We start from the raw sequence: 24,081 nt of genomic DNA, 5'->3' as shown, positions 1-24,081 counted from the left end.
GCAGCATGCCCCGAGCGGCATGGGTCAGACCGCGGCCGCCACGACGTCGAGCACGGCCCGCCCGTAGGACTCGAGCTTCGCGGCACCGACGCCGGAGATCTCGGACAGTTCGTCGAGGTCGGACGGCTTCACGGCGGCGATGCCGCGCAGGGTGGCGTCGTTGAACACCACGTACGCGGGCACCCCCTGCTCGCGGGCCTGCCCGGCACGCCACTGCCGCAGGGACTCGAAGAGCGGCATGGCTTCCTGCGGCATGTCCGACACCACGGCGGAGCGCCGGGTCCGACCGGCACGCGGGGCCTTCACCGGGTCGCGGCGCATCCGGACATCGACCCGTCCGGCCAGGACCTCGGCGCTCGTCGGGCTGAGGACGAGTGTGCCGTACCCGTCGCCGGACACGGCGACGTACCCCTGTGCGAGCAGCTGCCGGGCGACGGCCTTCCAGTCGGCGTCGGACAGGTCCTGGCCGATGCCGAACGTGGCGAGGGAGTCGTGTCCGAGCTCGGTCACGCGGGGCGACTGCTTGCCGGTGAGGATGTCGACGAGGTGCGCGACGCCGTAGCGCTGCCCGCGCTCGCGGTCGAGCCGCACGATGGTCGACAGCAGCTTCTGCGCCGGCACCGTGCCGTCCCACGACTCCGGCGGGGCCAGGCACGTGTCGCAGTTGCCGCACGCGGACGACTCCTGCCCGAAGTACGCGAGCAGGCGCACGCGCCGGCACTCGATCGTCTCGCAGAGCGCGAGCATGGCGTCCAGGTGCGCACTGAGCTGCCGGCGGTGTGCGGCGTCGCCCTCGGACTGGTCGATCATCCGCCGCTGCTGCACGACGTCGTTCAGTCCGTACGCCAGCCACGCGGTGGCGGGCAGGCCGTCACGCCCGGCACGGCCGGTCTCCTGGTAGTAGCCCTCCACCGACTTCGGCATGTCGAGGTGCGCGACGAAGCGGACGTCGGGCTTGTCGATGCCCATGCCGAACGCGATCGTGGCGACCATGACGATGCCGTCCTCGCGGAGGAACTGCGCCTGGTTGCGCTCGCGCACCCGGGCGTCGAGACCGGCGTGGTACGGCAGCGCGGCGATGCCCTGCTGCACGAGCGCCGCGGCGGTCCGTTCGACCGAGTTGCGGGACAGGCAGTAGACGATGCCGGCGTCGCCGCTGTGCTCGGTGCGGATGAAGGTCAGGAGCTGCTGCAGCGCCCCGGTCTTCGGCTCGATCCGGTACTGGATGTTCGGCCGGTCGAAGTCGGCGACGAAGTGCGCGGCGTCGTCGAGTCCGAGCCGGGCGGAGATCTCGCGGTGGGTCTGCGGGGTCGCCGTCGCGGTCAGGGCGATCCGGGGGACGTCCGGCCAGCGCTCGTGGAGCACGCTGAGTTCCAGGTAGTCCGGACGGAAGTCGTGCCCCCACTGCGCCACACAGTGCGCTTCGTCGATCGCGAAGAGTGCGATCCGGGCCCGGTCGAGCAGGGAGCGGGTGGACTCGATCTTCAGCCGCTCGGGAGCCAGGTAGAGCATGTCGACCTGGCCGGTGACGACGTCACGCTCGACCCGGGCGCGCTCGTCCGGAGCCTGCGTGGAGTTGAGGAAGGCGGCCCGGACACCGTTGGCGGCGAGCGCGTCGACCTGGTCCTGCATGAGGGCGATCAGCGGCGAGACGACCACCCCGATGCCGTCGCGGACGAGCGACGGGACCTGGTAGCAGAGGGACTTGCCGCCACCGGTCGGCATGAGGACGAGGGCGTCGCCGCCGGCGACCACGCGGTCGATGATCCGGGCCTGTTCGCCGCGGAACGCGTCGTACCCCCACACCCGGTGGAGCACGTCGAGGGCAGCAGACCGGGAGCCTGCCGACTCGACGCCGGGCACAGCGACACCAGTCGAACTCATGCGACGAGCCTACGGCCGCGGGCCGACACCACCGGACTTCTCGACAGGGGATGCCACCGGCGAAGCCTGACCCGCCTCGACCAGCACCGGGTCGCCGCACGAGCCCGTCTCGTCGCCGCGAGCGGGCGTGATCGACCAGCCCGCGCCTCCCGGCCGGAGCCACTGGCGGCCACCCGCCCAGAGCGGCGTGTGCCCGCGGAACCGCGGTGCCTCCTGCCCCGGGAACCGGCGGTCCAAGCGCCGCCAGTGCGCCATCAGCTCGACGAGCCCCCAGTACCCGAGCGAGGTCGCGAGCGTCACGACGAAGCCCTGCCACGTGCCCTGCGCCCCCTCGCCGGTGAGGTCCACCTTCGACCATCCCGGCGCCTGCAGCACGAAGATCATGATGTTGTTGAGCGCGTGCTGGAGGACCGTCGCCTCGAGCCCCCCGGTCCGCAGCACGATGATCGCGGCGACCAAGCCGAACGAGCCGACGTCGAGGATGCCCCAGACGTTGTAGCCGTTCGGCACGTGCAGGACGGCGAACAGCACGGTCGACACCACGACCGCGACGACCGCGCCGACGGCGCGGACCGGGATCCAGGAGCCGATCGTCTGCATGAGGAACCCGCGGAAGACGTACTCCTCGGCCGCGGCCTGGAACGGCACGAGCAGGACCACCAGCAGGATCGTCAGGGTCAGCGTCTGCAGCGTCACGGTCGACTGCCCGAGTGCAGCGGTGTTCCAGTGCAGGCCGCCGTCGAACGCCAGGTACCCGAGGCCCTGGACCGCGAACATCACGATCGCGAGTGCCAGGAGCGGCAGCAGGCACCAGCCGAGCCATCCCCAGCGGATCCGGGTGCGCACCGACGACAGGAGCCCGTACGGACCGAGTCCGGCGATCTTCGCGGACAGCATGACCGCCGGCAGGAGCACCACGAGCGACACCAGCGTCAGCGACAGGACGAGCGGGTCGGTCGGGTCGAGCGCGCCGGCGGACAGCTTGTCCGTCAGGTCGATGAGCCCGGCCTGTCCGCGCTGCGCGCCGATCGGCACGAAGTAGGCGATCGCGATCACGAACTGCGACACCAGGTAGAAGCCGAGGAACACCGCCACAGCGACCAGTGGCCGCCACCACCGCCAGTTCGCATCGACACGGGGCAACCGGTGGTAGGGAACGCTCACGCCGTGCAGAGTACCGGTGCGGGCAGGATGGGACCCGTGATCACCGTCCTGCTCGGCCTCGGCGGCGCCCTCGTCTACGGCGCCGCCGACTTCCTCGGTGGGCTCGCGTCGCGCCGGGTCCGACCCGTGACCGTCGCGGCCGTCGCGGCCCTGGTCGGCCTGGTGCCGCTGCTCGTCGGCTTCGCGGTCCTCGGCGGGCGGTTCTCCGGACCGGCCGCGGTCGCCGGCGTGGTCGCCGGGGTCTCCGGCGCGGTCGGCGTGCTCCTCCTCTACGCGGCGCTCGCGATCGGACCGATGAGCGTGCTGTCGCCGCTCACCGCCGTGTTCTCCGCGGTCGTCCCGGTCGTCGTCGCCCTGTTCCGTGGCACCGTGCTGTCACCGCTCGGGGTGGTCGCGCTCGTCGTGGCGGTGGTCGCGGTGGCGCTCGTCGCGGCCGTCCCCGACCCGGGAGGCGCCCGACTCACCCTCCGCGGTGTGGTCACCGCCGCGGTGGCCGGGTGCGGCTTCGGCGGTGTCGTGCTCGGCTACGACGCCGCGCCGGCGGACTCCGGCATCGCCACCCTGCTGGTCGCGCGGACGCTGCAGGTGGTGCTGCTCGGCACAGCGGCGCTGGTCACGCTCCGGATCCGGACGGGAGGCTCACCCACCGTCCCGACGACCACCGACGGCCGCCCCGCGGCCGGTCGGGTACGACCTCCGCACGCCCTGCTGCTCGTGCTCGTCGGGTGCGGTGTGCTCGACGCGATGGCGAACGTGTTCATCCAGGCGGGGCTGCACTCGAGCGACGACCCCTCGACCCTGCCGGTGATCAGCGTCCTCAACGCGCTGTACCCGATCGGCACGGTGGTGCTCGCCGGCATCGTGCTCCGCGAACGGCTCACCGCACTGCAGACCACGGGCATCGGGCTGGCGTTCGCGGCGTCGGTCGGGCTCGCGCTGTCCTGACGGACCGGTCCCGCCCGGAGCCGCCTGACCGTCCGCCTGACCGTCCGCCTGCGGATCGGCTCAGGCCAGGTCGTCGCGGATCAGGCGCTTGCCCAGCGACACGGTGTGGTCGTCGGCGTACCCCAGCGACTCGTAGAACGCGATCACCCGCTCGTTCCCGGCGCGCACCTGCAGGTTCAGCTTCGGGCAGCCGAGGTCGGTGAGCAGCCGCTCGAACTCGCCCATCAGCCGCCGACCGAGTCCGCTGCCCTGCCGGTCCGGTGACACCGCCAGGTAGTTGACCCAGCCCCGGTGCCCGTCGAAACCGGCCATGCCGGCGGCGACCACGGCCTCCCGGTCGGTCGCCACCAGGAACAGCTCGGGCTGCACGGAGGCCTTCCGCGCGATGTCACGGCGTGGGTCGTTCCACGGACGGACCAGGCCGCAGGCCTGCCAGAGCGCGACGACGGCCTCGGTGTCGGCGGGGCGGAAGGGACGGATGACGGACTCCATCCGCACAACGGTACCGAGCATCCCGGCCGTGGATCGGACGCCGATGCCGGACCGAGTTGTGGAAGGTGCCCGCAGCACGCCGTCGTCGTGGTCTGATAGACCTACTGCGCCGACCTCACCGATCCGGAGCCCCTGTGACCTCTCACGACACGCTGCCGTCGCGGCGCGATGCCCGCGACGACGACGTCCCCGGACAGCCCCGACGTCGGCGTCCACGCCAGACCGTCGGCGGAGCGCTCGTCGCCCTGCTCGCCGAGCTCCTGATCATCGCGGGTGCCGGGACCGGGCTCTACGTGATCTGGACCGCGTGGTGGACCGACGTCGTCGCGGTGAACGAGCAGACGAAGCTCGTGCAGACGCTCGACCAGCCGGAACCGAAGAAGGTCGTCGGCACCGAGCGCCGTGACGCAGCCCCCGTGCTCAGCGAACCGCCGGGGCTCTCCACGGTGTTCGGGACGATGCAGATCCCGCGCTTCGGCGCCGACTACAACCGGCCCATCGGTGAGGGCACCGACCGCGAACAGGTCCTCAACACCATCGGCCTCGGCCACTACCAGGACACCGCGATGCCCGGCGCCGAGGGCAACTTCGCCGTCGCCGGCCACCGCGTCACCTACGGCAAGCCCCTGAACCAGATCGCCGACCTGAAGTCCGGCGATCCCATCGTCGTCCGGGTCACCGACGCGAAGACCAAGTTCGACGTCTGGTACGTGTACAAGGTCACCGACAGTCAGATCGTCACCCCCGACCACATCGAGACCATCGCACCGGTCCCGAACAAGCCCGGCGTGGAACCCTCCGCCGAGGACCGCTGGCTCACCCTCACCGCCTGCCACCCGATGTGGTCCGCCGCCCAGCGGTACGTCGTGCACGCGAAGATGGACTACTGGATGCAGGCGTCCGACGGCACGCCGAAGGAACTGACGGAGGCCGCCAAGTGATCTTCCCCCTCGTCTGGCGCGTGCTGCCCGGCCCGACCGCCGTGAAGGTGCTGGAGCTCCTCGTGCTCCTCGTCGCCATCGTCTTCGTGCTCTTCACGTGGGTCTTCCCGTGGATCGCGGCCGACATCCTGCCGCCGCCCGACGGGACCGTGGACGCGACACCGCACCCCTGACGCCCCCGCGGGTGCTCCGGTCAGACCGTGGTCGTGACGCGTGAGCCGCCCTCGGGGGTCCGGCGCACCGCGATGCGCTCCGGGATACGCTGCTTGAGCTCCTCGACGTGACTGACGATGCCGACCTGGCGTCCGCCGGCGGTCAGGCGGGACAGCTGCCCGATGACGTCGTCGAGGGTCTCCGGGTCGAGGGTGCCGAACCCCTCGTCGACGAACAGCGTGCCGAGCGACACCCCGCCGGCCTCGGCCTGCACGACGTCCGCGAGCCCGAGCGCCAGGCAGAGCGAGAACGTGAAGGTCTCGCCGCCGGACAGGCTCCGCGGGTCCCGCGTGCTGTCGGTCAGGTGGTCGCGGACGGCCAGCGCCAGCCCGGTCCGGCGAGCCCGGGTGCCGGACTCCCGCTCGTCGGAGGTCTCGAGGGTGAACCGGCCGGCGAGCATCGCACGGAGTCGGTCGTTGGCCGCGGCGACGACGTCCTCGAACCGGCGCATCAGCACGTAGGTGCCGAGCGTGATGCCGGTCGGGTTGACGTGGGCAGCGGCGGCGGCGATGTCGGCGAGGCGGACCACGGCCCGGCTCTCGGCGCTCGTGGTCGCTCGCGCGTGCACGGCCCGGGCCAGGCCGGTGGCGCACTCGTCGGCGGAGCTCGCTCGGTCGGCTGCGGCCGCGGCGGCCCGGGTGGCGTCGTCGAGGGCGACGGCAGCGGCGTCCCGTGCGCCCTGCGCGGCGTCCCGGTCGAGCACGGTCCCCGGGCCCGTCCCCGTCGACGAGTCGGCGGCTGCGGCGACCACCGCGGGCTCGGCGAGCCCGGCCTCCACCACGGCCTGCTCACGGTCCGCCGCGGCGACGATCCCGCGCAACCGGTCCGCGTCGGTCCGGCTGAGCGCGGCCGCGCGGGCAGCGGTGACGTCGGTGAAGCCCTGGGCCTGCAGTGCGGCGTCGACCTCGGCCTTGCGGTCGGCGACCTCGCGCTCGGCGGCGGTCACGCGGTCGTCGAGGTCGGCCACCGTGCGGAGGACCGTCCCGGCTGCGGCGACTCGCGCGACGACCTCGGCGAGGGTCGAGCCGTCGCGGGCGTCGACCTCGGCCGCGGCCCGCGCCTCGGTCCCCGCACCCGCCGAGACGGCCTGCTCGAGCACCAGGCGGACGCTGCGTCGGGCCTCGTCGACACGGGCCCGGTCCTCGTCCAGGCGTGACCGGGCGCCCTCGATCCGGTCGGCGAGCAGTCGGCTCCGGGTGACCAGGTCCGTGTGGTCGTCCTCGAGCGCGCGGGTCGCGCGGTCGTGGGCCTGCAGCCGTCGCTCGTGCTCCTGGACCGCGGCGGCCGCAGCACGGGCGGTGGCCAGTCGAGCGTCGGCGTCGGTGCGCTGCCGGGCGACCGATTCGTCATCGTGCTCACCGACGGCCTCGGTCAGCCGGAGGAGTTCCGCCCGGGCGACGGCGTGGTCGGCGGTCGCGGCCGCGAGGGCCCGCTCGGCGTCGGCACGCGCCGCGGCGGCGTCGTCGATCTGGTCGGCGCTCGGGTGGTCGTCCTGCGGCCGGGCCACGGCCGGGTGCTCGACGGCACCGCACACCGGGCAGGGGTCGCCGGCGACGAGCGCTGCACCGAGTTCGCCGGCGAGCCCGGCGATGCGTCGGGCCCGCAGGTCGTTCTCGGTGGCGAGGGCGGCAGCGGCCGTCGTGGCGGCCTGTGTCACGGCAGCGGCCAGGTCCGACGTCCGTCCGGACGCGACCCGGTGTGCGGCGAGCAGGACGGCCAGCTCCTGCGCCGCCTCCACCGCGCGTTCGGCAGCGGGCGCGTCGGCAGCGGCTGCCGCGGACCGTCCGGCAGCCAGGACGATCTCGGCACGCTCGTCCGGCCGCACCGCGAGCGCGGTGGCCGCCTCGGCGAGCCGGGTCTGCGTCCGCTCGAGGTCGGTCGTGGCCGTGCGCACGGCGGAGACCCGCTGGTCGATGGACTGCTCGAGGTCGACCGGGTGCCGGACCTCGGACCGGACCGCCGCGAGCCGGTCATGTGTTTCCCGCGGGACGGGATCGGTGACCTCGTGCCGGTCACGCACGGCGGAGCGTTCCCCCACCAGCGCGGTCAGGCGGTCCTCGGCTGCGGCCGCTCCGTCCGCGACGGCGACGACCACCGCGGCGTGGTCCGCGAGGCCCAGGGCGGTACGGTGTCCGGCGACCGCCGCGGCGTCGGCGGCGAGGGCCTCCTGACGGGCGAGCAGTGCGCGTCGTCGGTCGACGGCGGCGAGCCGCGTGGTCACGTCGTGCAGGTGGGCGACGGCCTGTTCGGCATCGACCCGGGCATGCGTCCGCGCCTGCTCGAGCTCGGTCGCCGTCCGGTGCAGCGTGGCGACCACGTCGGTGGCGGTGGACTCGTCGGCGTCGTCGTCCCCGGACGCCTGCCGGAACCGCCCGAGGGCGTCCCGTACCCGGGCGTCGGCTGCCTCGACCTCCGCGACGGCCGTGCGGCGCCGGGCGGCGAGTTCGTCGGCGGTCCGGTCGTAGATCGCGGTGCCGAACAGCGACTGCAGGAGCTTGCGGCGGTCTTCGCCGGGGGCGCGGAGGAACCGCGCGAACTCCCCCTGCGGCAGGACCACGGTCTGCAGGAACTGGTCCCGGTTCAGCCCGACCACGCGAGCGATCTCCACGCCGATCTCCGGCGCCCGGTGCGAGATCGGTTCGCCGACCAGGTCGGACGGGTCGGCCAGCCGGAGGAGCTGCGCCGAGGACTGCTGCCGGATCGTGCCGGTCCCCCGCTGCTTCGGGCGGTCGTACGGCGGGGTGCGGCGGACGCGGTACACCCCGGCGCTCGTCTCGAAGACCAGGTCGACGAAGGGCTCCACCCTGGGGTCGGCGTGCTGGCTGTGCAGGCGGTCGGTGCTGGCGTCGCTGCCGGCGAGCCCGCCGTAGAGGGCGTAGACGACGGCGTCGATGATGGTCGACTTGCCGGAACCCGTCGGCCCCTCGAGCAGGAACACCCCCGAGGCGGCGAGGGACGCGAAGTCGATCGACACCAGGTCCGGGTAGGGACCGACAGCGCGGAGTTCCAGGCGGTGCAGGTACATCAGCGCGCCCCCTGCTCGGCGAGCGCGGCGGCCGCGGACTCGTACGCGTTGCGGAGGATCGCGAGCTCGACCTCGTCCAGCGCACCACCCGTCGCGTAGGTGACGAAGTCGGCTGCGACCTCCACCGGGTCGCTCGTCGCACTGACCGCCCGCGCAGCCGAGCGCTCCGGGGCGTCCGCGGGCTCGTGCGTGATCGCGAGCGCGTGCGGGAAGCGGTCCTTGACGCGGGCGTACAACCGCTCGGGGTGCACGGTGTCGGTGACGGCGACCCGGACCCAGGCGTCGACGTGTTCGGCGAAGGCCCCGGACTCGATCTGCCCGATGCTGCCGCGGACGTCCACGAGCCGTCGGGGCACCGGGGTCGGCAGGAGTTCCACCGTCACGGACCCGTCCGCTGCCAGCTCGACGAGGGTCACGGACTTGGTGTGGTTCCGCTCGCCGAACGAGAACGCCAGCGGTGAGCCCGCGTACCGGATGCGGTCGCCCACCCCGACCCGCTGTGGGCCGTGCAGGTGTCCGAGGGCGACGTAGTCGATGCCGTCGAAGGTGGACTCGGCGACCCGGTCGACCCCGCCGACCCGGATGTCCTGCTCGCTGTCGCTGGCCAGGGCACCACCGACGAAGGCGTGCGCGACGACGACCGAACGCGTGCCCGGGCGACCGGCGAGGTCGGCTCGGACCAGGTCCGTCGCGGCCCCGACGACCGCCTGGTGCGAGCGGGCGAGTGGCTCGTCCGGCACCGGGGCGAGCGCGTAGCGGACCATGTCGGGCTGCAGGTAGGGCAGGCCGTACACGGCGACCGGGCCACCCCCGTCGGCGGCGTCCACCAGCACCGGTTCCGCCAGTCGGGACGGCTCGGCGAGGATCCGCACGCGGTCGCTCATCACGCCGGCGCCGAACCCGAGTCGGACGGCGGAGTCGTGGTTGCCGGGCGTCACGACGACCGTCGCCGTCTCGGACAGGCGTTCGAGCACGCGCGAGAGCATCCGGACCGCCTCCACCGGCGGGATGGCCCGGTCGTAGACGTCGCCGGCGACCACGACGAGGTCGACCGCGCGCTCGCGGACCACCTGCACGAGGTGGTCGAGGAACGCCGCCTGGTGCTCGAGCAGGTCCGCCCCGAGCAGCGTGCGTCCGAGGTGCCAGTCGCCCGTGTGCAGGATCCGCATGCGAGCCACGGTAACGGCCGCCGGGGACATCGCCGGGGCGCCCCCTCCTGTTGGGGGTGGAACGCACAGGCACGAAGGCGCAGCATGATGACCACGGCGACTGTCCCGAGTCGCCCGTCGACCGTCCACCGCGGTCCCTGGCGAGAAGAGCGACACCCCCGCATGCCGGATTCCCGAGCGGCCCTCCCCACCGTGCCCGACCTGCTGCCCGACGTCCTGCCCGACGCGTTGCCCGACCCGCGCTCCGGTGCACTGTCGGTGCCGGTGAGCCCGGACGTGCAGCCGACCCGGACGGTCGCCCTCGCCGCCGGCTCCGTCGCCCCAGCCGAGGACGACCTCGCCGACCTCATGGTCGCGTTCCGCTCGTTCCAGATGCACCACGCCCGTGTGCTCGCCCGCGAGAGCGCCGCGCGCGGACTCAACGCGACCGACACCCGCTTCGTGCTGTTCCTGGCCGCCACCGGCACCGGCGTCACCCCGAAGCAGGCCGGCGAGCACCTGGAACTGTCCACGGGCGCGATGACCTCGCTGATCGACCGGCTCGAACGGCACGGGCACATCCGCCGCGGGCCGAACCCGGACGACCGCCGCAGCCTGCTGCTCCGCCTCACCCCGTCCGGCGCCGCGGTCGCGCAGCAGATCAGCGGCGTCTACTCGGCGGCAGCCCGGGAGGTCGTCGCCCCCGCTGACCGCGCCCGCCTCGCCACCCAGTTCACGCTCCTCGGCGAAGCCCTCGCCCGCCACTCCCGAGCCGCCAGCCTCTGACCGAGGTGCGGCGTACGGTCGGACACATGACCACTCCCGCCGAACTCCTCGTCGAAGCGTTCTCCCGCGTACCCGAGACCGTCGGACGTGCCGTCGACGGCCTGTCGGAGGACCAGCTCGCCTCCCGCCCGGCCGCCGGTGCCAACACGCTCGCCTGGCTCGCCTGGCACATCGCCCGTGGTCAGGACTCGCAGATCGCCGCCCTCGCCGGCACCGAACAGGTCTGGACGGCCGACGGCTGGGTCGAGCGCTTCGGCCTGCCGTTCCCCGCCGAGGCGCTCGGGTACGGCATGTCCCGTGACGACGTCGGCCGTGTCCGCGCGTCGGCCGAGCTCCTGACGGGGTACCTCGGCGCGGTGCACGAGCGCACCGTCGCCTACCTGCACACCCTGTCGCCCGAGGACTTCGAGACCGTCGTGGACGAGGCCTGGGACCCGCCGGTGACCGTCGGCGTGCGCCTGGTCAGCATCCTCGACGACTGCGTCCAGCACGCCGGCCAGGCGGGCTACGCTCGCGGCGTGCTGTTCTTCAACCGCTGACACGACGGACGGGAGGCCCGTACCAGCAGGTACCGTGCCTCCCGTCCGTGGAGTGGTCGTTCCAGACGCCGCGTCGTGGTCGAGACGCCGCCGTTCCCGGCGGCGTCTCACGAGTTCGCCGGTGTCTCGCAGAGACGCCGGCGTCTCACGAGCTCAGCGCGCGGCGAGCTCCGCGAGGATGCGGTCGCCGGGACCGCTCTCGACGAGGTCCGCCTGGATCTCGGCGTGCTCGAGGATGCCCTCGATCTTCCGGCGGCGGCTGCGCGGGACGATCGTGACGACCGTGCCCTCCTTGCCGGCACGACCGGTGCGACCGGAGCGGTGCATGTACGCCTTGTAGTCGTCCGGCGCATCGGCCTGCACGACGAGCGAGATGTCGTCGACGTGGATGCCGCGCGCCGCGACGTCCGTGGCGACGAGCACGTTCACCCGGCCGCTGGTGAGCAGCGACAGGTTGCGCGTGCGGCGCGACTGGTTGAGGTCACCGTGCAGTGAGGTCGCGCGGATGCCGGCGTCCTCGAACTGCTCGGCGAGACGCTCGGCGTAGGCGCGGGTGCGGGCGAAGACGATGGTCTTGCCCTCGCCGGCGACGAGCTCCTCGAGGACGCGGTCCTTGTCGCGCTGCTCGACCACGAGCACGCGGTGGTCGATGGTCGAGGACGCCTGGTCCTCACCCGCGACCTCGTGCACGCTCGGCTCGTGCAGGAACTGCTCGACGAGCGCGGCGACCTGGGTGTCGAGCGTCGCGCTGAACAGCAGCTTCTGCGCGCGGTTGCCCTGCGGGGTGACCTCGGCCGTGGCGCGGAGGATCTCCTGCACCGGCTCGAGGAACCCGAGGTCGCACATGTGGTCGGCCTCGTCGAGGACGGAGATGACGACCTCGCTGAGGTCGAGCTTCCCCTTGTTCAGGAGGTCCTGCACACGACCCGGGGTGCCGACGATGATGTCGACGCCGCGCTCGAGAGCACCCTCCTGACGGCCGTACGGGACGCCGCCGTAGATCTGCGTCGTGAAGAGGCCCACCGAGCGGGCGATCGGCTGCACCGTGCGGTCGATCTGCAGGGCGAGTTCGCGGGTCGGCGCGAGGATGAGCGCACGCGGAGCGCGGCCCATCTTCCGCTTCATGCCGCCGCCGTTCTCCATGAGCTTCTCGACGAGCGGGGCGCCGAACGCGATGGTCTTGCCGGAGCCCGTGCGACCGCGGCCGAGGACGTCCTTGCCGGCGAGCACGTCGGGGATCGTCGCCGCCTGGATCGGGAACGGGCTGGACGCGCCGAGTTCGGCGAGCGCACGGGAGATGTTGCCACCGATGCCGAGGTCACCGAAGCTCACGCCGTCGACGTCGGCGGCGACGGTCGCCTCGGCCTGGAGCTTCTCGAGCTTGACGTCGTCCGCCGGGACGAACGGGGTGCGCTCGGTCGGGCGGTCGTTGCGGTCGTTGCGGTCGAAGCTGCGCGGCGCGCGGTCGTCGCGGTCGAAACGGCGCGGCGCACGGTCGTCCTCACGACGAGGGGCGCGGTCGTTGCGGTCGAACGAACGCGGTGCGCGCTCGTCACGGTTGAAGCGACGCGGGGCACGGTCGTTGTCGTCACGACGAGGGGCACGGTCGTTGCGGTCGAACGAACGCGGTGCGCGCTCGTCACGGTCGAAACGACGCGGCGCACGGTCGTTGTCGTCACGACGAGGGGCGCGATCGTTGCGGTCGAACGAACGCGGCGCGCGCTCGTCACGGTCGAAACGACGCGGCGCACGGTCGTTGTCGTCACGACGAGGGGCGCGATCGTTGCGGTCGAACGAACGCGGCGCGCGCTCGTCACGGTCGAAACGACGCGGCGCACGGTCGTTGTCGTCACGACGAGGGGCACGGTCATTGCGGTCGAAGCTGCGCGGCGCGCGGTCGTCACGGTCGAAGCGACGCGGCGCACGGTCGTTGTCGTCACGACGAGGGGCGCGGTCGTTGCGGTCGAACGAACGCGGGGCACGGTCGTCGCCGCGTGCGGGACGGCCCGCACCGCGGGGTTCCCACGCCGGACGGCTGCCGCGGCTGTCACGCGGCTCCCAGTTCGGGCGCTCGCCCGACGAGGGACGGGAGCGACGCTCTTCGGCGTCCCAGCGCTGCTTCTGGCGCGGGGCGGTGGGCTCGGGGGCTCGGAAGCCGCGGTGCTTGGCACTGCGAGCCGCAGGGGTGCCGTTCGGGTGACGAGCGCGGTCGGAGCGGTCGGCGCGGGAGTTCGCGCCCTTGTCGTACGGGGCCATGTGTTCTTTCCGGGGTGCAGACGTACCACGCGGCCCGGCAGCGACATCGGCGGGGGCGGTTCGTGGAGAGGGGGTTCATCCCGTCGTCGATCGACGTGATTCCAGCCCTCGAACTACACAACACCCAAACACGTCCGCGGCTCGCGAGCCACGGTGTCGAAGGCCGACCGAGGGAGTCTACGCGAACCGGCCTCGGGAAGCCAGCCCCGGGCCTCCCGGCCGGTGCCGGCCCACCGAGCGGACGACCGGACGAGCGGTCAGGACTCGGCGAGCCGCTGTCGCTGCTCGGCGACGTCGAAGTCGGCGGCGGGCCACGAGAGGTGCATGTCCTCCAGGGCGCGGAGCAGGAGCTGCTGCACGGCGAGACGGGCGTACCACTTTCGGTTCGCCGGGACGACGTACCAGGGCGCCTGCTCGGTCGACGTCCGGTCGAAGACGACCTGGTACGCCTGCTGGTAGTCGTCCCAGCGCAGACGCTCGTCGATGTCGCCCGGGTTGAACTTCCAGTGCTTGTCCGGCCGGTCCAGGCGTTCGCCGAGACGCTCACGCTGCTCGTCCTTCGAGATGTGCAGCATGACCTTGACGATCGTGGTGCCCTGCTCGGCCAGGCGGGACTCGAAGTCCACGATCGCCCCGTACCGACGCTCGATCTCGGCCGGTTCCGCCAGCCCGCGGACGCGCTGGATGAGGACGTCCTCGTAGTGGGAGCGGTCGAACACCCCGAGCTGTCCGGCGTTCGGCAGCTGTCGTTCGATGCGCCAGAGGAAGTCGTGCTCGCGCTCCTCGGCCGTCGGGGCCCCGAAGCCCGCGTAGTGCACGCCGTTCGGGTCGACCGCGCCGACGACGTGCGAGACGATGCCGCCCTTGCCCGCGGTGTCCATCGCCTGCAGGACGAGCAGCACGCGCCGCTGGTCGCCAGCCGTTGCCGCTGCCCAGAGCCGCTCCTGCAGGGCCGTGAGCCGGGAGGCGCCGGCGGCCAACGCCTCGAGCCCGTCGATCTTGCGGCCGGGGAAGCCCGGTGTGCCGTCGGGGTCGACGGTGTCGAGTCGGAATCCGGGACCGACGCGGAGGAGCGGTTCCGGATCGGCGTTCCAGGACTTCTGACGGCTCACGGGATCCTCCTGCGGGTGTGACCACCATCCTGGCACCCCCGGCCGGCCCCTGTACCGTGGCTCGCGATGAAGTCCGGCCGTCGTCTCCTGCTCGCGCTCGTCGCCGCGGTCGCGGTCGTCGGCGCCGCCGCGTCCTGCAGTGCGGACGGCACGGGCGACCGGAACTCGACGGTCACCGCGGGTCCGGTCATCTACCCCCTGTCGTTGCGGTACCACGGCATCGACGTCGTGCAGGACGTCCCCTACGGGCAGGACCCGCTCCAGCAACTCGACGTCTGCCTGCCCGCCGACAGCCCACCGGAGAGCACCGCCACTCCGACGGCGACACCGACCGCTCCGCCGACGGAGGCCCCGGACCGTGTCGACGTCGGCACACGTCCGGCGGTGATGATGATCCACGGCGGCAGCTGGTCACACGGTGACAAGGCGACCGCCGCGTACCGCTCGGTGTGCCAGTACCTGGCCTCCGAGGGCTTCGTGACCTTCAACGTGGACTACCGCCTGGCACCGACGGACCCCTTCCCCGCCGGACTCGACGACGTCCGCCGGGCACTCGACTTCGTGTTCCGCGAGACCACGCTGCGGACGTACGACGTCGACCCCGGACGCGTCGGGGTGTTCGGCGGCAGCGCCGGCGGGAACCTCGCCGCGATGCTCGCCGTGCAGGACCACGAGTCCAGCGCGTACGCCGAGGGCTACCGCATCCGGGCGGTCGTCGACCTCAGCGGCCCGACCGACCTGACGGCCCGCTCGACCGGACCGGACGGGGTCGCCGCGGCGTTCCAACGGAAGCAGCTGCTCTACCTCGGCTGTACGTCCTACCGAGCCTGCCCGGCGGCCGAGCGGGCCTCACCGGAGTACCACGTGACGAAGGCGACGGCGCCGTTCTTCATCGGGCACTCGACGGACGAGTTCATCCCGCTGTGGGAGTCGCAGCGGTTCGCGTCGACGCTGCGGTCGCACGGGGTCTCGGTGCGGTTCGTGGCGGTGCAGGGGTCGGCGCACTCGATCGCGCAGCTCGACCAGGCGATGAGCCGACGCGTGACGAACTTCCTCCGCGCCGGCCTGCGCTGACTCCCCCGGGCGGGTGGCACCCGGAGCGGGACTGCCGTCGGACCGGACGGCTCGCCAGACTTCCGAGGTGACCTCCACGCCCTCCGCCCAGACGCCGGTCCACCGCGCCCCGCGTCCGTTCGCCGCTCCCCTGACCGGTGTCCGGACCTCCGTGGAGCTGCTGCTCGGACTGTCGTTCCTGGTCGCGGTGTCGTTCGGCGGCTACGGGGCCGCGGTCGGGCAGCCGTCCGTCGTCGCGCAGCTCGGGGCGCTCGTCTTCCTCGTCACCCTGACCTGTGCGCTCGTGTCGTGGTTCCGCCCGGCCGACCGGGAGCCCAGCGAGCGCTGAGCTCCCGACCGGCGCGCGGCTAGGACTGCGTCCGGTTCCGGCGGAAGAGCGACCGGAACCACTTCTTCCGCGGCAGCCCCGCAGCCTTCCGCTCGGCCCGACGCTCGCGCGCACCCTCGACCAGGGCGTACAGCGCGGGCAGCACCACGAGCGTCAGCAGCGTGGACGACACCAGCCCGCCGATGACGACGAGGGCGAGCGGCTGCGAGATGAAGCCCGACTTCCCCGTCAGCCCGATCGCCATCGGCAGCAGCGCGAAGATCGTCGCGGTCGCCGTCATGAGGATCGGCCGGAGACGACGGGTCGCGCCCTCGAGCAGGGCGTCACGGACCCGGAGTCCTCGTCTGCGGTACTGGTTGACGAGGTCGATGAGCACGATGGCGTTCGTCACGACGATGCCGATGAGCATCAGCAGACCGATCAGCGACGCGACTCCGAGCGGCACGCCGGAGATGATCTGCAGCAGCAGTGCACCGGTGAAGGCGAACGGCACCGACACCAGGAGCATCAGCGGCTGCAGCAGGCTGCGGAACGTCGCGACCATGATCACGTAGACGATCAGCACGGCGACGACGAGCGCCAGGCCGAGCTGCGAGAACGCGGACGACTGGCTGGCGGCGACACCACCGATCGACGCGGTCGCACCGCGGGGCAGGTCGAGCTCGTCGACGGCCGTGGTGACCGACTGCACGGCGGCACCGAGGTTCGACGCGTCCGGCGTCACGGTGATCGTGGCCGTGCGGGCCGCGTTCGTCGTGGTGACGGTGGTCGGGCCGTCGGACTCCTCGACCGTCGCGACGTCCGTCAGCTTGGCCGTGCCGGTGCTCGTCGGGACCTCGAGGTCGCGGAGAGCGGCGATCGTGGTCGGCGGCTCGGCGTCGGCGATGTAGACGTCGAGCGTCGCGTCGTCGATCTCGATGCTGCCGGTGTCCCGCGGTGAGACCGCCGCGGCGACGAGCCCGCCGACCTGGGTCTCGGTGAGCCCCAGGGACGCGGCCTTCGCCCGGTCGACGCGGACTGCCAGGAACGGTTCCGCTGCCGACAGGTTGCTCGTCGCGGCCGTCGTGTTCTCGACCGACTGCATGGTCGTGAGGACCTTCTGCGACGCCGTCTCGAGCTGCGACTGGGTCGGCGCGGTGACGTCGACCTCGATGTCACTGCTGCCGCCGAAGCCGCCGCCCGAGGACGCGATGGTGATCTCGCCGACGTCGTCGATCCCCTTGAGCGACTTCCGCGCATCGGCCTGGATCGTCGTCTGGTCGGCTTCCGCGTCGGTCGTGACGGCGTACTGGACCGAGGCCGTGCCGCCACCACCGAAGGCCGCCTGGATCGACTGCCCGCTCGTGCCGATGGTGGTCTGGACGGTCTCGACGCCGTCGACGTCCTGCAGCGCCCGCTCCACCTTGCGCGCGGAGTCGGACTGGACGGCGAGGCTCGAGCCGGCCTTGAGGTCCTGGGTCACGGTGAACGTGTTCTGCCCGGAGTCGCCGAGGTAGTTCGTCGTGACGAACGGCAGCGAGGCGACCGTGCCACCGAGGACGACCACGGCGAGCAGCACGACGACGACCGGTTTGCGGACCGCCCAGCTGAGCACCGGCAGGTACACACGGCGCAGGCGGTCCGAGGTGCCGGCGTCGTGCAGGTCGTCCGCCGAGGCGAGCGTCCCTCCGGAGCCCGGACGGATGGTGTCGAGGTCGGTGGCAACCGGGCCGGCGTCCTCCGACCCGGCCGTGGCCGTCCCCGCTCCCTGCTTCGCCTTGGCGGGTCGGAGCCACCAGTACGCGAGCACCGGCACGATCGTCAGCGACACGAGCAGCGAGGCGATGAGCGCCAGCGTGACCGTCACGGCGAACGGCCGGAAGAGCTCGCCGACGAGTTCCGCGACGAACGCCACCGGCAGGAACACCGCGACGGTGGTGAGGGTGGAGGCGGTGACGGCCCCGGCGACCTCGCGCACGGCGTCGAGCACCGCACGGCCGCGGTCGACGCCGGGCACCATGTGCCGCTTGATGTTCTCGATGACGACGATGGAGTCGTCGACCACGCGGCCGATCGCGATCGTCAGGGCGGCCAACGTGATGATGTTGAGCGTGTACCCCGCGGCGCGCATGCCGATCGCGGCGAGGAGCACCGAGGTCGGGATCGAGATCGCGGTGACCAGGGTGGAGCGCCACGAGAGCAGGAACACCAGGATGACGATGACCGCGAAGCCGAGGCCGAGCAGGCCCTCTTCGGCGAGGGAGTCGATCGACTGCTGGATGTAGGGCGCCTGGTCGAAGACGACGGTGAAGCGCGGGTCGCCCTCGATCTTCTTCTCGATGCCGGGCAGCGCGTCGCGCACGGTCTTCGAGACGTCGACGGTGTTGGCCTCCTGCGTCTTCGTGATCGAGATCGTCAGGGCCTGCTCGCCGTCCACACGGCTGATCGAGGTGCGCGGGGACTCCTTGATGGCGACGGTCGCCACGTCGCCGAGCGTCGTGTCCGTGGGTGTCGCCGCGGTGGTCGTGCCGCCGGTCGCCGTGCCGTCGGTCGGAGCCGTCGTCGTGGTCCCGCCGGTCGCGTCCGCACCGGTGCCCGGAGCGGTCGCACCGGCGCCCGTCGCACCGGTGGCAGCCGCGCCCGCACCGGACGTGGCGCCGGCAGAGGCGGACGCCGTGCCATCGGAGGTCGTGCCGCCGGAGGCCGAGGAACCAGACCCCGACGACGAGCTCGTCAGCGGCAGGTCACGGATGTCCTCGAGCGAAGCGATCCGCTCACCGGTCTGCACGGACAGCGTCGAACCGTCCTCGGTCAACGTGCCGCCGGGGATCAGCGTGCCGTTGTCGTCGAGCGCGTCCGAGATCGCCGTCTGGCTGAGTCCGCGGGCTGCGAGCTCGTCCTGGTCCGGGGTGATGACGACGCGGCGGCCCGGGTTGCCGAAGACGTCGGCCTGCCGCACGCCGTCGAGCTTCTCGAGGTCGGGGATCGCCGAGGCCTGCAGCCGGTCGACGAGCTGCTCCTGGTTGCCGGACGCCGAGACCGCGACCTGCAGCACCGGCAGGTCGTCGAAGGACCCGGTGACGATCTGCGTCTGCACGGAGTCGGGCAGCGACAGGGCGTTCACCGCGGTCTGGATCTTGTCCTCGGCGCTGGCCAGGTTCGAGCCGTACTGGAACGAGGCCGACACGACGCTCTGCCCGGTGGACGAGGTCGCGCTCGTCGACTCGAGGTCCGGGACGACCTGGATGGCCTGTTCGATCTTGGTCGAGACGTCGTTGGACACCACCTCTGGCGTGGCCCCGGGGTAGGCGCTGACGATGGCGACCTGCGGGAACTCGACACTCGGGATGAGTTCCTGCTTCAGGCTCGACAGGGCGACGCCACCGAAGACGGCGACCACGATCGTCACGAGGGCGATGAGGGCGCGGTTCCGGAGACTGAAGACGGAGAGGAGGTGCACGTCTCGATCCTCGCAGCCGTGGCGTCCGCGCGCGCCCCGGCAGTGCACTCTGTGGACGAACGTGCAGTTTCGCGGAGGGAGCGCCGGAGCAGTGCGCCCGGCACTGCGGACCGGATCAGGCCCAGCCGATGCCCACGTACACCGCGGCGACGGCGACCGACCCGATGATCCCGACCCCGAGGGCGACCACCCGGCCGACCGGCGTCCGGGCCAGCGCCATCCCCACCACGACCACGGCGATCCCGACCACGATCTGCACGATCCACGTCGCCGAGCCGGTGGTCGCCGCCACCTGCAGCAAGCCGCGGACCCCCTCGCCGATGAGGACGGCGGCGGTGGCCCCGGCCGCAGCCCCGCGCCAGCGGCCGTCGGACGACCGCGCCGCGACGGCGACCGCGCCCGCCAGGAGCCCGGCCGGCACCGCCATCACGACCCAGAAGTTCGTGATCGACAACGTGTCGACGTAGCCGCGCAGGTTCGTGGCCGCCCAGTACCCGACGTGCATGAGCTCGAGCAGCACGACCCCGAGCGCCATCGCCAGCGCCACCGACGAGCGACGACCCCGAGCCCGAGCACCGGCACCGGCGCCGCGGCCGACCCCCGCCGCGAGCACCAGCAGCGCCGCGACGACGAACCACGGGCCGGCCGAGTTCGACACCGTGCCGAGTCCGGGCACCGCCTGTCCGAAGCTCGTCGCGACCCCGGCCAGGACCGCCCCCGTCAGCGCCATCGTGACCCGGGCGAGCGGCGGCACGCCGGCGGCGGAGCCGGACGACGTACCCGGCAGTGCGGCGGACGAGGAGGACAGGGTGCTGTTCATGGTCCCGATGCTGCCGTGCCGGCACCGGCCACCGCGTCACCCGGGAGGGCCACCCGCATCCCCCGCGAGAGTGAGAAGCGGGACGGAACGAGCGGTGGCGGAGCGGAAGCGGCTCACACCACGGCCGCCGCCGACCCCCTCGTCTCCACCGCCGCCCCGCCGACCCGCTCCCAGGACCGCGCCAACGCCTCGACCAGCCGCTCCCGGTCCGCGCCGGACACGGTGAACGGCACCCGCAGGGACCGCTCGTACCCGCCGTCCGGGCCGAACACCCCGCCGGAGGCCAGCACCACCCCCTCCGACCGCGCGGCGAGCACGAGCGCACTCGACACCGGCCGTCCGAGCCCGACCCACAGCGTCAACCCGCCCGCCGGGGACGGCACGTCCCACTCCGGCAGTCGTGCCCGGAGCGCGGCCACGAGTCCGTCGCGACCGTCGCGGAGGACGTGCCGTCGTGCCTCCAGGACGGCCGCGGTCTGCGGGACCAGCTCGCGCGCGACGAGCTGGTCGAGGACCGGCGTGCCGAGGTCACCGGTCGGTCGGGCCAGCAGCAGCCGCTGCAGCAGGTCCGGTGCGGCGCGCACCCACCCGATCCGCAGTCCACCCCAGAAGACCTTGGCGGCGGAACCGACCATGACGACCTGTCCGGGTGCGTCGGCGGCGAGGGGTCGCGACGGCACGCCGTCGATGCGGAGCTCCCCCATCGTCTCGTCGGCGACGACGACCGTGCCGACCGCCGCCGCGGCCTCGAGCAACACGCGGCGCGTCGAGGCGGTCATCGTCGCACCCGTGGGGTTGTGCAGTTCCGGCATGACGTAGGCGACCGTCGGGGCCGAGCGACGGATCGTGGCGTCGAGCACCGCCTCGTCCCAGCCGCCGCGGACGTCGACGGGGACCGGGACGAGTCGGCCGCCGGCCTCGCGGAGCGCCTCGTGGGCGTGCGGGTACGTCGGCGACTCGACCAGCACGGGGTCACCGCGGCGGACCAGCACCCGCGCGAGCAGGGCGATCGCGTGCTGCGCGCCGATGGTGACGATCACCTCGGACGCTGTGGTCGGCAGTCCGCGTGCGGTGTACCGGTCGGCGATCGCGGCCCGGAGACCGGCGTCGCCGACGGTGTCGTACCCGATCCCGGCGAGTGCAGCCGGGAGGTGCCGCATCGCCCGTTCGACGGCGTCGGCGACGCCCGGCGCGCTCCGGAGGGCGGCCTTCCGGAGGTCGAGCAGGTCCGCGGGGACGGTGCCGGCCAGGTGCTCCGGATCCGGACGCCCTTCGAGCGGCAGGCGGATGATGCTCCCGGAGCCGCGGAGCGAGGTGAGGTACCCGTCCTCGCGGAGACGCGCGTAGGCGTTCGCGACGGTGGTGCGGGAGACGCCGAGGGCGGCAGCGAGACCGCGTTCGGCGGGCAGACGGGCCCCGTGCGGGATGCGTCCGTCGATGACGAGGACCCGGACGGCGTCGGCGAGCGCCTCGTAGGCGGCGGCATCGGACCCGGACCGCCAGTGGCGGAGCAGCTGGGCGACGGAGCGGGCGCTGAGCAGGACGGGTGTCATGGGTCCACGCTAGCCCGATTGGCTCTCGCACAGCAGGCCAATCTGCGCGAGCATCGAGCCATGCCCCGTTCCACCGCCCTGACCCTGCGCTTCGTGCAACTCGCCGTCGGCCTCTTCCTCTACGGCGCCTCGGTGGCGCTGCAGGTCCGTGCCGTCGTCGGCGTCTCGTCGTGGACGGTCCTCACCCAGGGGCTCGAGAACGTCCTGCCGTGGTCGTTCGGCGTCGTCACGGTGACCTCGAGCTTCGTGATCCTGCTGTTCTGGATCCCCCTCCGCCAGCGACCGCGGATCGGCACGCTGCTCAACGTCCTGTGCGTCGGTCCGGCCGCCGACCTGGTGCTCTGGCTGGTCCCCGAGCCGGGCGACCTGCTCGGCCGCGTCCTGCTGTTCGTCGCGAGTCTCGCCCTCCTGGCCGTCGCGACCGCGTGCTACATCGGCGCGGGGTTCGGCACCGGTCCGCGCGACGGCCTGATGGTCGGCCTGCACGAGCGGCTCGGCTGGCCGCTGTGGGTCGCGCGGACGAGCGTCGAGGTCACGGTCGTCGTCATCGGCTGGCTGCTCGGCGGGGACGTCGGCGTCGGCACCGTCGTCGCCGCGTTCGCCATCGGTCCGATGGTCCAGCCGTTGATGCGCCATTTCCGTCGGTTCCCGTGGAGCCCCACCCGGGAGGCACGCCCCGCCCCCGGCCCGCCGGTTCCTGACCCTGCGCCGAGCATCCGGGGCTGACCCTGGCCGCACTGTCCAGACGCGATGTATCGTGTCGCAGAAGACGCGACACATCGCGTCTGGACAGGGAGACGTCATGGCACAGGAGAAGTGGCTCATCGACGAGCCGAAGGTCATCGACACCGGGATCGTCCGCGCATTGCGGATCGGTCTGGTCGGCGGACAGGTGGACGTCGTCACGCACGACGAGCCCACCGCCCGCGTGGAGATCCACCAGGTCTCCGGCAAGCCCATCAAGGTCGAGATCGAGGGCGACACCCTCACCGTCGACCACCCGCAGATGCGCTGGGACGACGTCCTCGGGTTCCTCAAGTCCTTCCGTGGCGGTGGCGCCCGTGCCGACGTCAGCATCCTGGTCCCCCGGGACGTGACGGTGAACATCGGCGTGGTCTCGGCCGGCGTCCTGCTCTCCGGTACCGAGCGCGGTGCCACCCTGAACAGCGTCTCCGGGGACGTCGTCGTCGACGGCGTGATCGGTGACGTCGTCGTCAACGCCGTCTCCGGCACGACCACGCTCCGCGACCAGGTCGGCGCCGTGGCGCTCCGCACCGTGTCGGGCGACGTCGTCGCCACCGGCGAGATCAACCGCTTCACCGCGGACGGGGTGTCCTCGGCGGTCGTCCTCGACCTGCACGGCTCCCCCGACCAGGTGAAGGTGAACACGGTGTCCGGGTCGGTCGACGTCCGTCTCGAGCACGGCACGCCGTACACGAGCACGATCAACACCGCGACCGGCCGGCTGCAGTTCGACGACGCCGAGATCCGCGGCACCCGCGGCTCGTACACGCGGACCGACGGCGAGCTCGCCGGCTCCTACGTCGACATCCGCATCAACTCGGTCTCCGGTGACGTGGCGATCGTGCACGGCCACGCACCCGCCGCGTCGGACGCGCCGACCGCGCCGACCGCCCCCGACGGGCCGCCCGAGCCGACGACTCCGACGGCTCCGGCAGCTCCGGCAGCTCCGTCCTTCGACGAGCAGGGCGGGCCCGTCGCATGAGCCCCGTCTTCGCGCACGGCCACCTGCGCCTCTACCTGCTGGTCCTGCTGGCCGACCACCCGATGCACGGGTACGAGGTCATCACCGCGCTCGGCGACCGCTTCGGCGGCACCTACGTCCCGAGCGCCGGAACCGTCTACCCACGCCTGGCGAAGCTGGAGGAGGACGGCTTGATCACCGGAACCTCCGACGGTCGCAAGACCGTCTACGCCATCACCGATGCCGGCCGCGCAGAGCTCGACGCCCGCGCGGACGAGGTTGCGCAGCTCGAGAACGGCGTCACCGACAGCGTCAAGTCCCTGGCCGACGGCGTCCGCGCATCGGTCGGCGCCGCGATGAAGTCGCTCCGTGCGGACCTGGCGGCCGCCGCGGAACCCGCTGGCTCCGGTGGCGCAGCCGGTCCTGAGCCGACCGCCGTGCCGGCAGCGGGTGTCCGGTCGCTCCGGGACGCCGAGATGGCCGTCGCCGTGTTCCGGCAGCAGCTCCGCGCTGACCTCCGTCGTCGCGCCGCACGCGGCACCCTCGACGACGCTGCGGTGCAGAAGCTGCGCGACGGCCTGGAGGCGCTGCGCAAGTCGCTCTGACCGGTGCGGGACGAGGCGGGCGCGATCCGAGCCTCCCGGTCGGCCCGCGCCC

At 72.7% G+C, this 24,081-nt stretch carries 20 protein-coding genes; 10 read left to right on the top strand and 10 right to left on the bottom strand.

Features of this window, described 5'->3' with window-relative positions:
* Nucleotides 1–24 precede the first annotated feature (24 nt).
* Nucleotides 25–1,884 carry a DNA helicase RecQ gene (gene recQ, locus DEJ33_RS12255; protein WP_111195131.1) on the bottom strand — a complete coding sequence of 620 codons (1,860 nt, stop codon included), beginning with the start codon at nucleotides 1,882–1,884 and terminating at the stop codon, nucleotides 25–27.
* A 9-nt stretch (nucleotides 1,885–1,893) separates the two neighbouring features.
* Nucleotides 1,894–3,048, bottom strand: coding sequence for a CPBP family intramembrane glutamic endopeptidase (locus DEJ33_RS12250; protein ID WP_146242612.1), 1,155 nt, complete (start codon nucleotides 3,046–3,048; stop codon nucleotides 1,894–1,896).
* Nucleotides 3,049–3,084: 36 nt separating this feature from the next.
* Here DEJ33_RS12250 and DEJ33_RS12245 point away from each other — a divergent pair, with 36 nt between their 5' ends.
* Nucleotides 3,085–3,993 (top strand): EamA family transporter, encoded by a 909-nt coding sequence (locus DEJ33_RS12245; RefSeq protein WP_111195129.1) that lies wholly within the window; start codon nucleotides 3,085–3,087, stop codon nucleotides 3,991–3,993.
* Between the two features lie 60 nt (nucleotides 3,994–4,053).
* Here DEJ33_RS12245 and DEJ33_RS12240 read toward each other — a convergent pair whose 3' ends face one another.
* Entirely contained in the window at nucleotides 4,054–4,485 is a 432-nt protein-coding gene (locus DEJ33_RS12240; protein ID WP_111195128.1) for a GNAT family acetyltransferase, read from the bottom strand.
* A gap of 134 nt (nucleotides 4,486–4,619) precedes the next feature.
* On the opposite strand from DEJ33_RS12240, the gene DEJ33_RS12235 reads away from it, so the two are divergent.
* Both DEJ33_RS12235 and DEJ33_RS17290 read left to right on the top strand, forming a co-directional pair.
* On the top strand, nucleotides 4,620–5,426 hold the full coding sequence (locus DEJ33_RS12235) for a class E sortase (RefSeq protein WP_258378163.1): 807 nt from the start codon (nucleotides 4,620–4,622) through the stop codon (nucleotides 5,424–5,426).
* Nucleotides 5,423–5,599, top strand: a complete 177-nt coding sequence (locus DEJ33_RS17290) for a hypothetical protein (RefSeq protein WP_181421606.1) — start codon at nucleotides 5,423–5,425, stop codon at nucleotides 5,597–5,599. The genes DEJ33_RS12235 and DEJ33_RS17290 overlap by 4 nt, the downstream gene beginning before the upstream one ends.
* 20 nt (nucleotides 5,600–5,619) lie before the next feature.
* Here DEJ33_RS17290 and DEJ33_RS12230 read toward each other — a convergent pair whose 3' ends face one another.
* Together DEJ33_RS12230 and DEJ33_RS12225 are read right to left on the bottom strand one after the other, a co-directional pair.
* Nucleotides 5,620–8,664 carry an AAA family ATPase gene (locus tag DEJ33_RS12230; RefSeq protein WP_111195127.1) on the bottom strand — a complete coding sequence of 1,015 codons (3,045 nt, stop codon included), beginning with the start codon at nucleotides 8,662–8,664 and terminating at the stop codon, nucleotides 5,620–5,622.
* Nucleotides 8,664–9,833, bottom strand: a complete 1,170-nt coding sequence (locus tag DEJ33_RS12225) for an exonuclease SbcCD subunit D (RefSeq protein ID WP_111195126.1) — start codon at nucleotides 9,831–9,833, stop codon at nucleotides 8,664–8,666. Before DEJ33_RS12225 ends, DEJ33_RS12230 begins: the two co-directional genes overlap by 1 nt.
* Before the next feature lie 162 nt (nucleotides 9,834–9,995).
* Between DEJ33_RS12225 and DEJ33_RS12220 the strand changes: the two genes are divergently transcribed.
* Together DEJ33_RS12220 and DEJ33_RS12215 are read left to right on the top strand one after the other, a co-directional pair.
* Entirely contained in the window at nucleotides 9,996–10,598 is a 603-nt protein-coding gene (locus DEJ33_RS12220) for a MarR family winged helix-turn-helix transcriptional regulator (RefSeq protein ID WP_181437306.1), read from the top strand.
* Between the two features lie 26 nt (nucleotides 10,599–10,624).
* Nucleotides 10,625–11,137 carry a DinB family protein gene (locus tag DEJ33_RS12215; RefSeq protein ID WP_111044752.1) on the top strand — a complete coding sequence of 171 codons (513 nt, stop codon included), beginning with the start codon at nucleotides 10,625–10,627 and terminating at the stop codon, nucleotides 11,135–11,137.
* Nucleotides 11,138–11,290: 153 nt separating this feature from the next.
* Here DEJ33_RS12215 and DEJ33_RS12210 read toward each other — a convergent pair whose 3' ends face one another.
* Both DEJ33_RS12210 and DEJ33_RS12205 read right to left on the bottom strand, forming a co-directional pair.
* Entirely contained in the window at nucleotides 11,291–13,393 is a 2,103-nt protein-coding gene (locus tag DEJ33_RS12210) for a DEAD/DEAH box helicase (protein ID WP_111195124.1), read from the bottom strand.
* A 257-nt stretch (nucleotides 13,394–13,650) separates the two neighbouring features.
* Entirely contained in the window at nucleotides 13,651–14,505 is an 855-nt protein-coding gene (locus tag DEJ33_RS12205) for a polyphosphate kinase 2 family protein (RefSeq protein WP_111195123.1), read from the bottom strand.
* A gap of 66 nt (nucleotides 14,506–14,571) precedes the next feature.
* On the opposite strand from DEJ33_RS12205, the gene DEJ33_RS12200 reads away from it, so the two are divergent.
* Both DEJ33_RS12200 and DEJ33_RS12195 read left to right on the top strand, forming a co-directional pair.
* Nucleotides 14,572–15,579 (top strand): alpha/beta hydrolase, encoded by a 1,008-nt coding sequence (locus tag DEJ33_RS12200; protein WP_111079041.1) that lies wholly within the window; start codon nucleotides 14,572–14,574, stop codon nucleotides 15,577–15,579.
* A 67-nt stretch (nucleotides 15,580–15,646) separates the two neighbouring features.
* On the top strand, nucleotides 15,647–15,907 hold the full coding sequence (locus DEJ33_RS12195) for a hypothetical protein (RefSeq protein WP_111079040.1): 261 nt from the start codon (nucleotides 15,647–15,649) through the stop codon (nucleotides 15,905–15,907).
* A gap of 19 nt (nucleotides 15,908–15,926) precedes the next feature.
* On the opposite strand, the gene DEJ33_RS12190 is transcribed toward DEJ33_RS12195, so the two are convergent.
* The 3 genes from DEJ33_RS12190 to DEJ33_RS12180 all read right to left on the bottom strand — a co-directional run bounded on the left by DEJ33_RS12190 (nucleotide 15,927) and on the right by DEJ33_RS12180 (nucleotide 21,719).
* The gene (locus DEJ33_RS12190) at nucleotides 15,927–19,346 is read right to left on the bottom strand and encodes an efflux RND transporter permease subunit (protein ID WP_111195122.1); all 3,420 of its coding nucleotides are present in this window, start codon (nucleotides 19,344–19,346) and stop codon (nucleotides 15,927–15,929) included.
* 115 nt (nucleotides 19,347–19,461) lie between these two features.
* A complete protein-coding gene (locus DEJ33_RS12185) occupies nucleotides 19,462–20,166 on the bottom strand; it encodes a DUF6518 family protein (protein ID WP_111195121.1) in 705 nt (234 codons plus the stop codon).
* Between the two features lie 113 nt (nucleotides 20,167–20,279).
* Nucleotides 20,280–21,719: a PLP-dependent aminotransferase family protein gene (locus DEJ33_RS12180; protein ID WP_111195120.1), complete on the bottom strand. Its 1,440-nt coding sequence runs from the start codon at nucleotides 21,717–21,719 to the stop codon at nucleotides 20,280–20,282.
* A 60-nt stretch (nucleotides 21,720–21,779) separates the two neighbouring features.
* Between DEJ33_RS12180 and DEJ33_RS12175 the strand changes: the two genes are divergently transcribed.
* The 3 genes from DEJ33_RS12175 to DEJ33_RS12165 all read left to right on the top strand — a co-directional run bounded on the left by DEJ33_RS12175 (nucleotide 21,780) and on the right by DEJ33_RS12165 (nucleotide 24,029).
* Nucleotides 21,780–22,445 (top strand): YitT family protein, encoded by a 666-nt coding sequence (locus DEJ33_RS12175; protein ID WP_111195119.1) that lies wholly within the window; start codon nucleotides 21,780–21,782, stop codon nucleotides 22,443–22,445.
* A gap of 76 nt (nucleotides 22,446–22,521) precedes the next feature.
* A complete protein-coding gene (locus tag DEJ33_RS12170; RefSeq protein WP_111195118.1) occupies nucleotides 22,522–23,445 on the top strand; it encodes a DUF4097 family beta strand repeat-containing protein in 924 nt (307 codons plus the stop codon).
* Nucleotides 23,442–24,029, top strand: a complete 588-nt coding sequence (locus DEJ33_RS12165) for a PadR family transcriptional regulator (protein WP_111079353.1) — start codon at nucleotides 23,442–23,444, stop codon at nucleotides 24,027–24,029. Before DEJ33_RS12170 ends, DEJ33_RS12165 begins: the two co-directional genes overlap by 4 nt.
* The last annotated feature ends 52 nt before the right edge of the window (nucleotides 24,030–24,081 follow it).

Origin of the sequence: Curtobacterium sp. MCPF17_047 (genome assembly GCF_003234045.1) — a bacterium.
Lineage (GTDB): Bacteria > Actinomycetota > Actinomycetes > Actinomycetales > Microbacteriaceae > Curtobacterium.
Note: the sequence above shows the minus strand (reverse complement) of the source record. Positions and strands in the feature narration are given on the sequence as shown.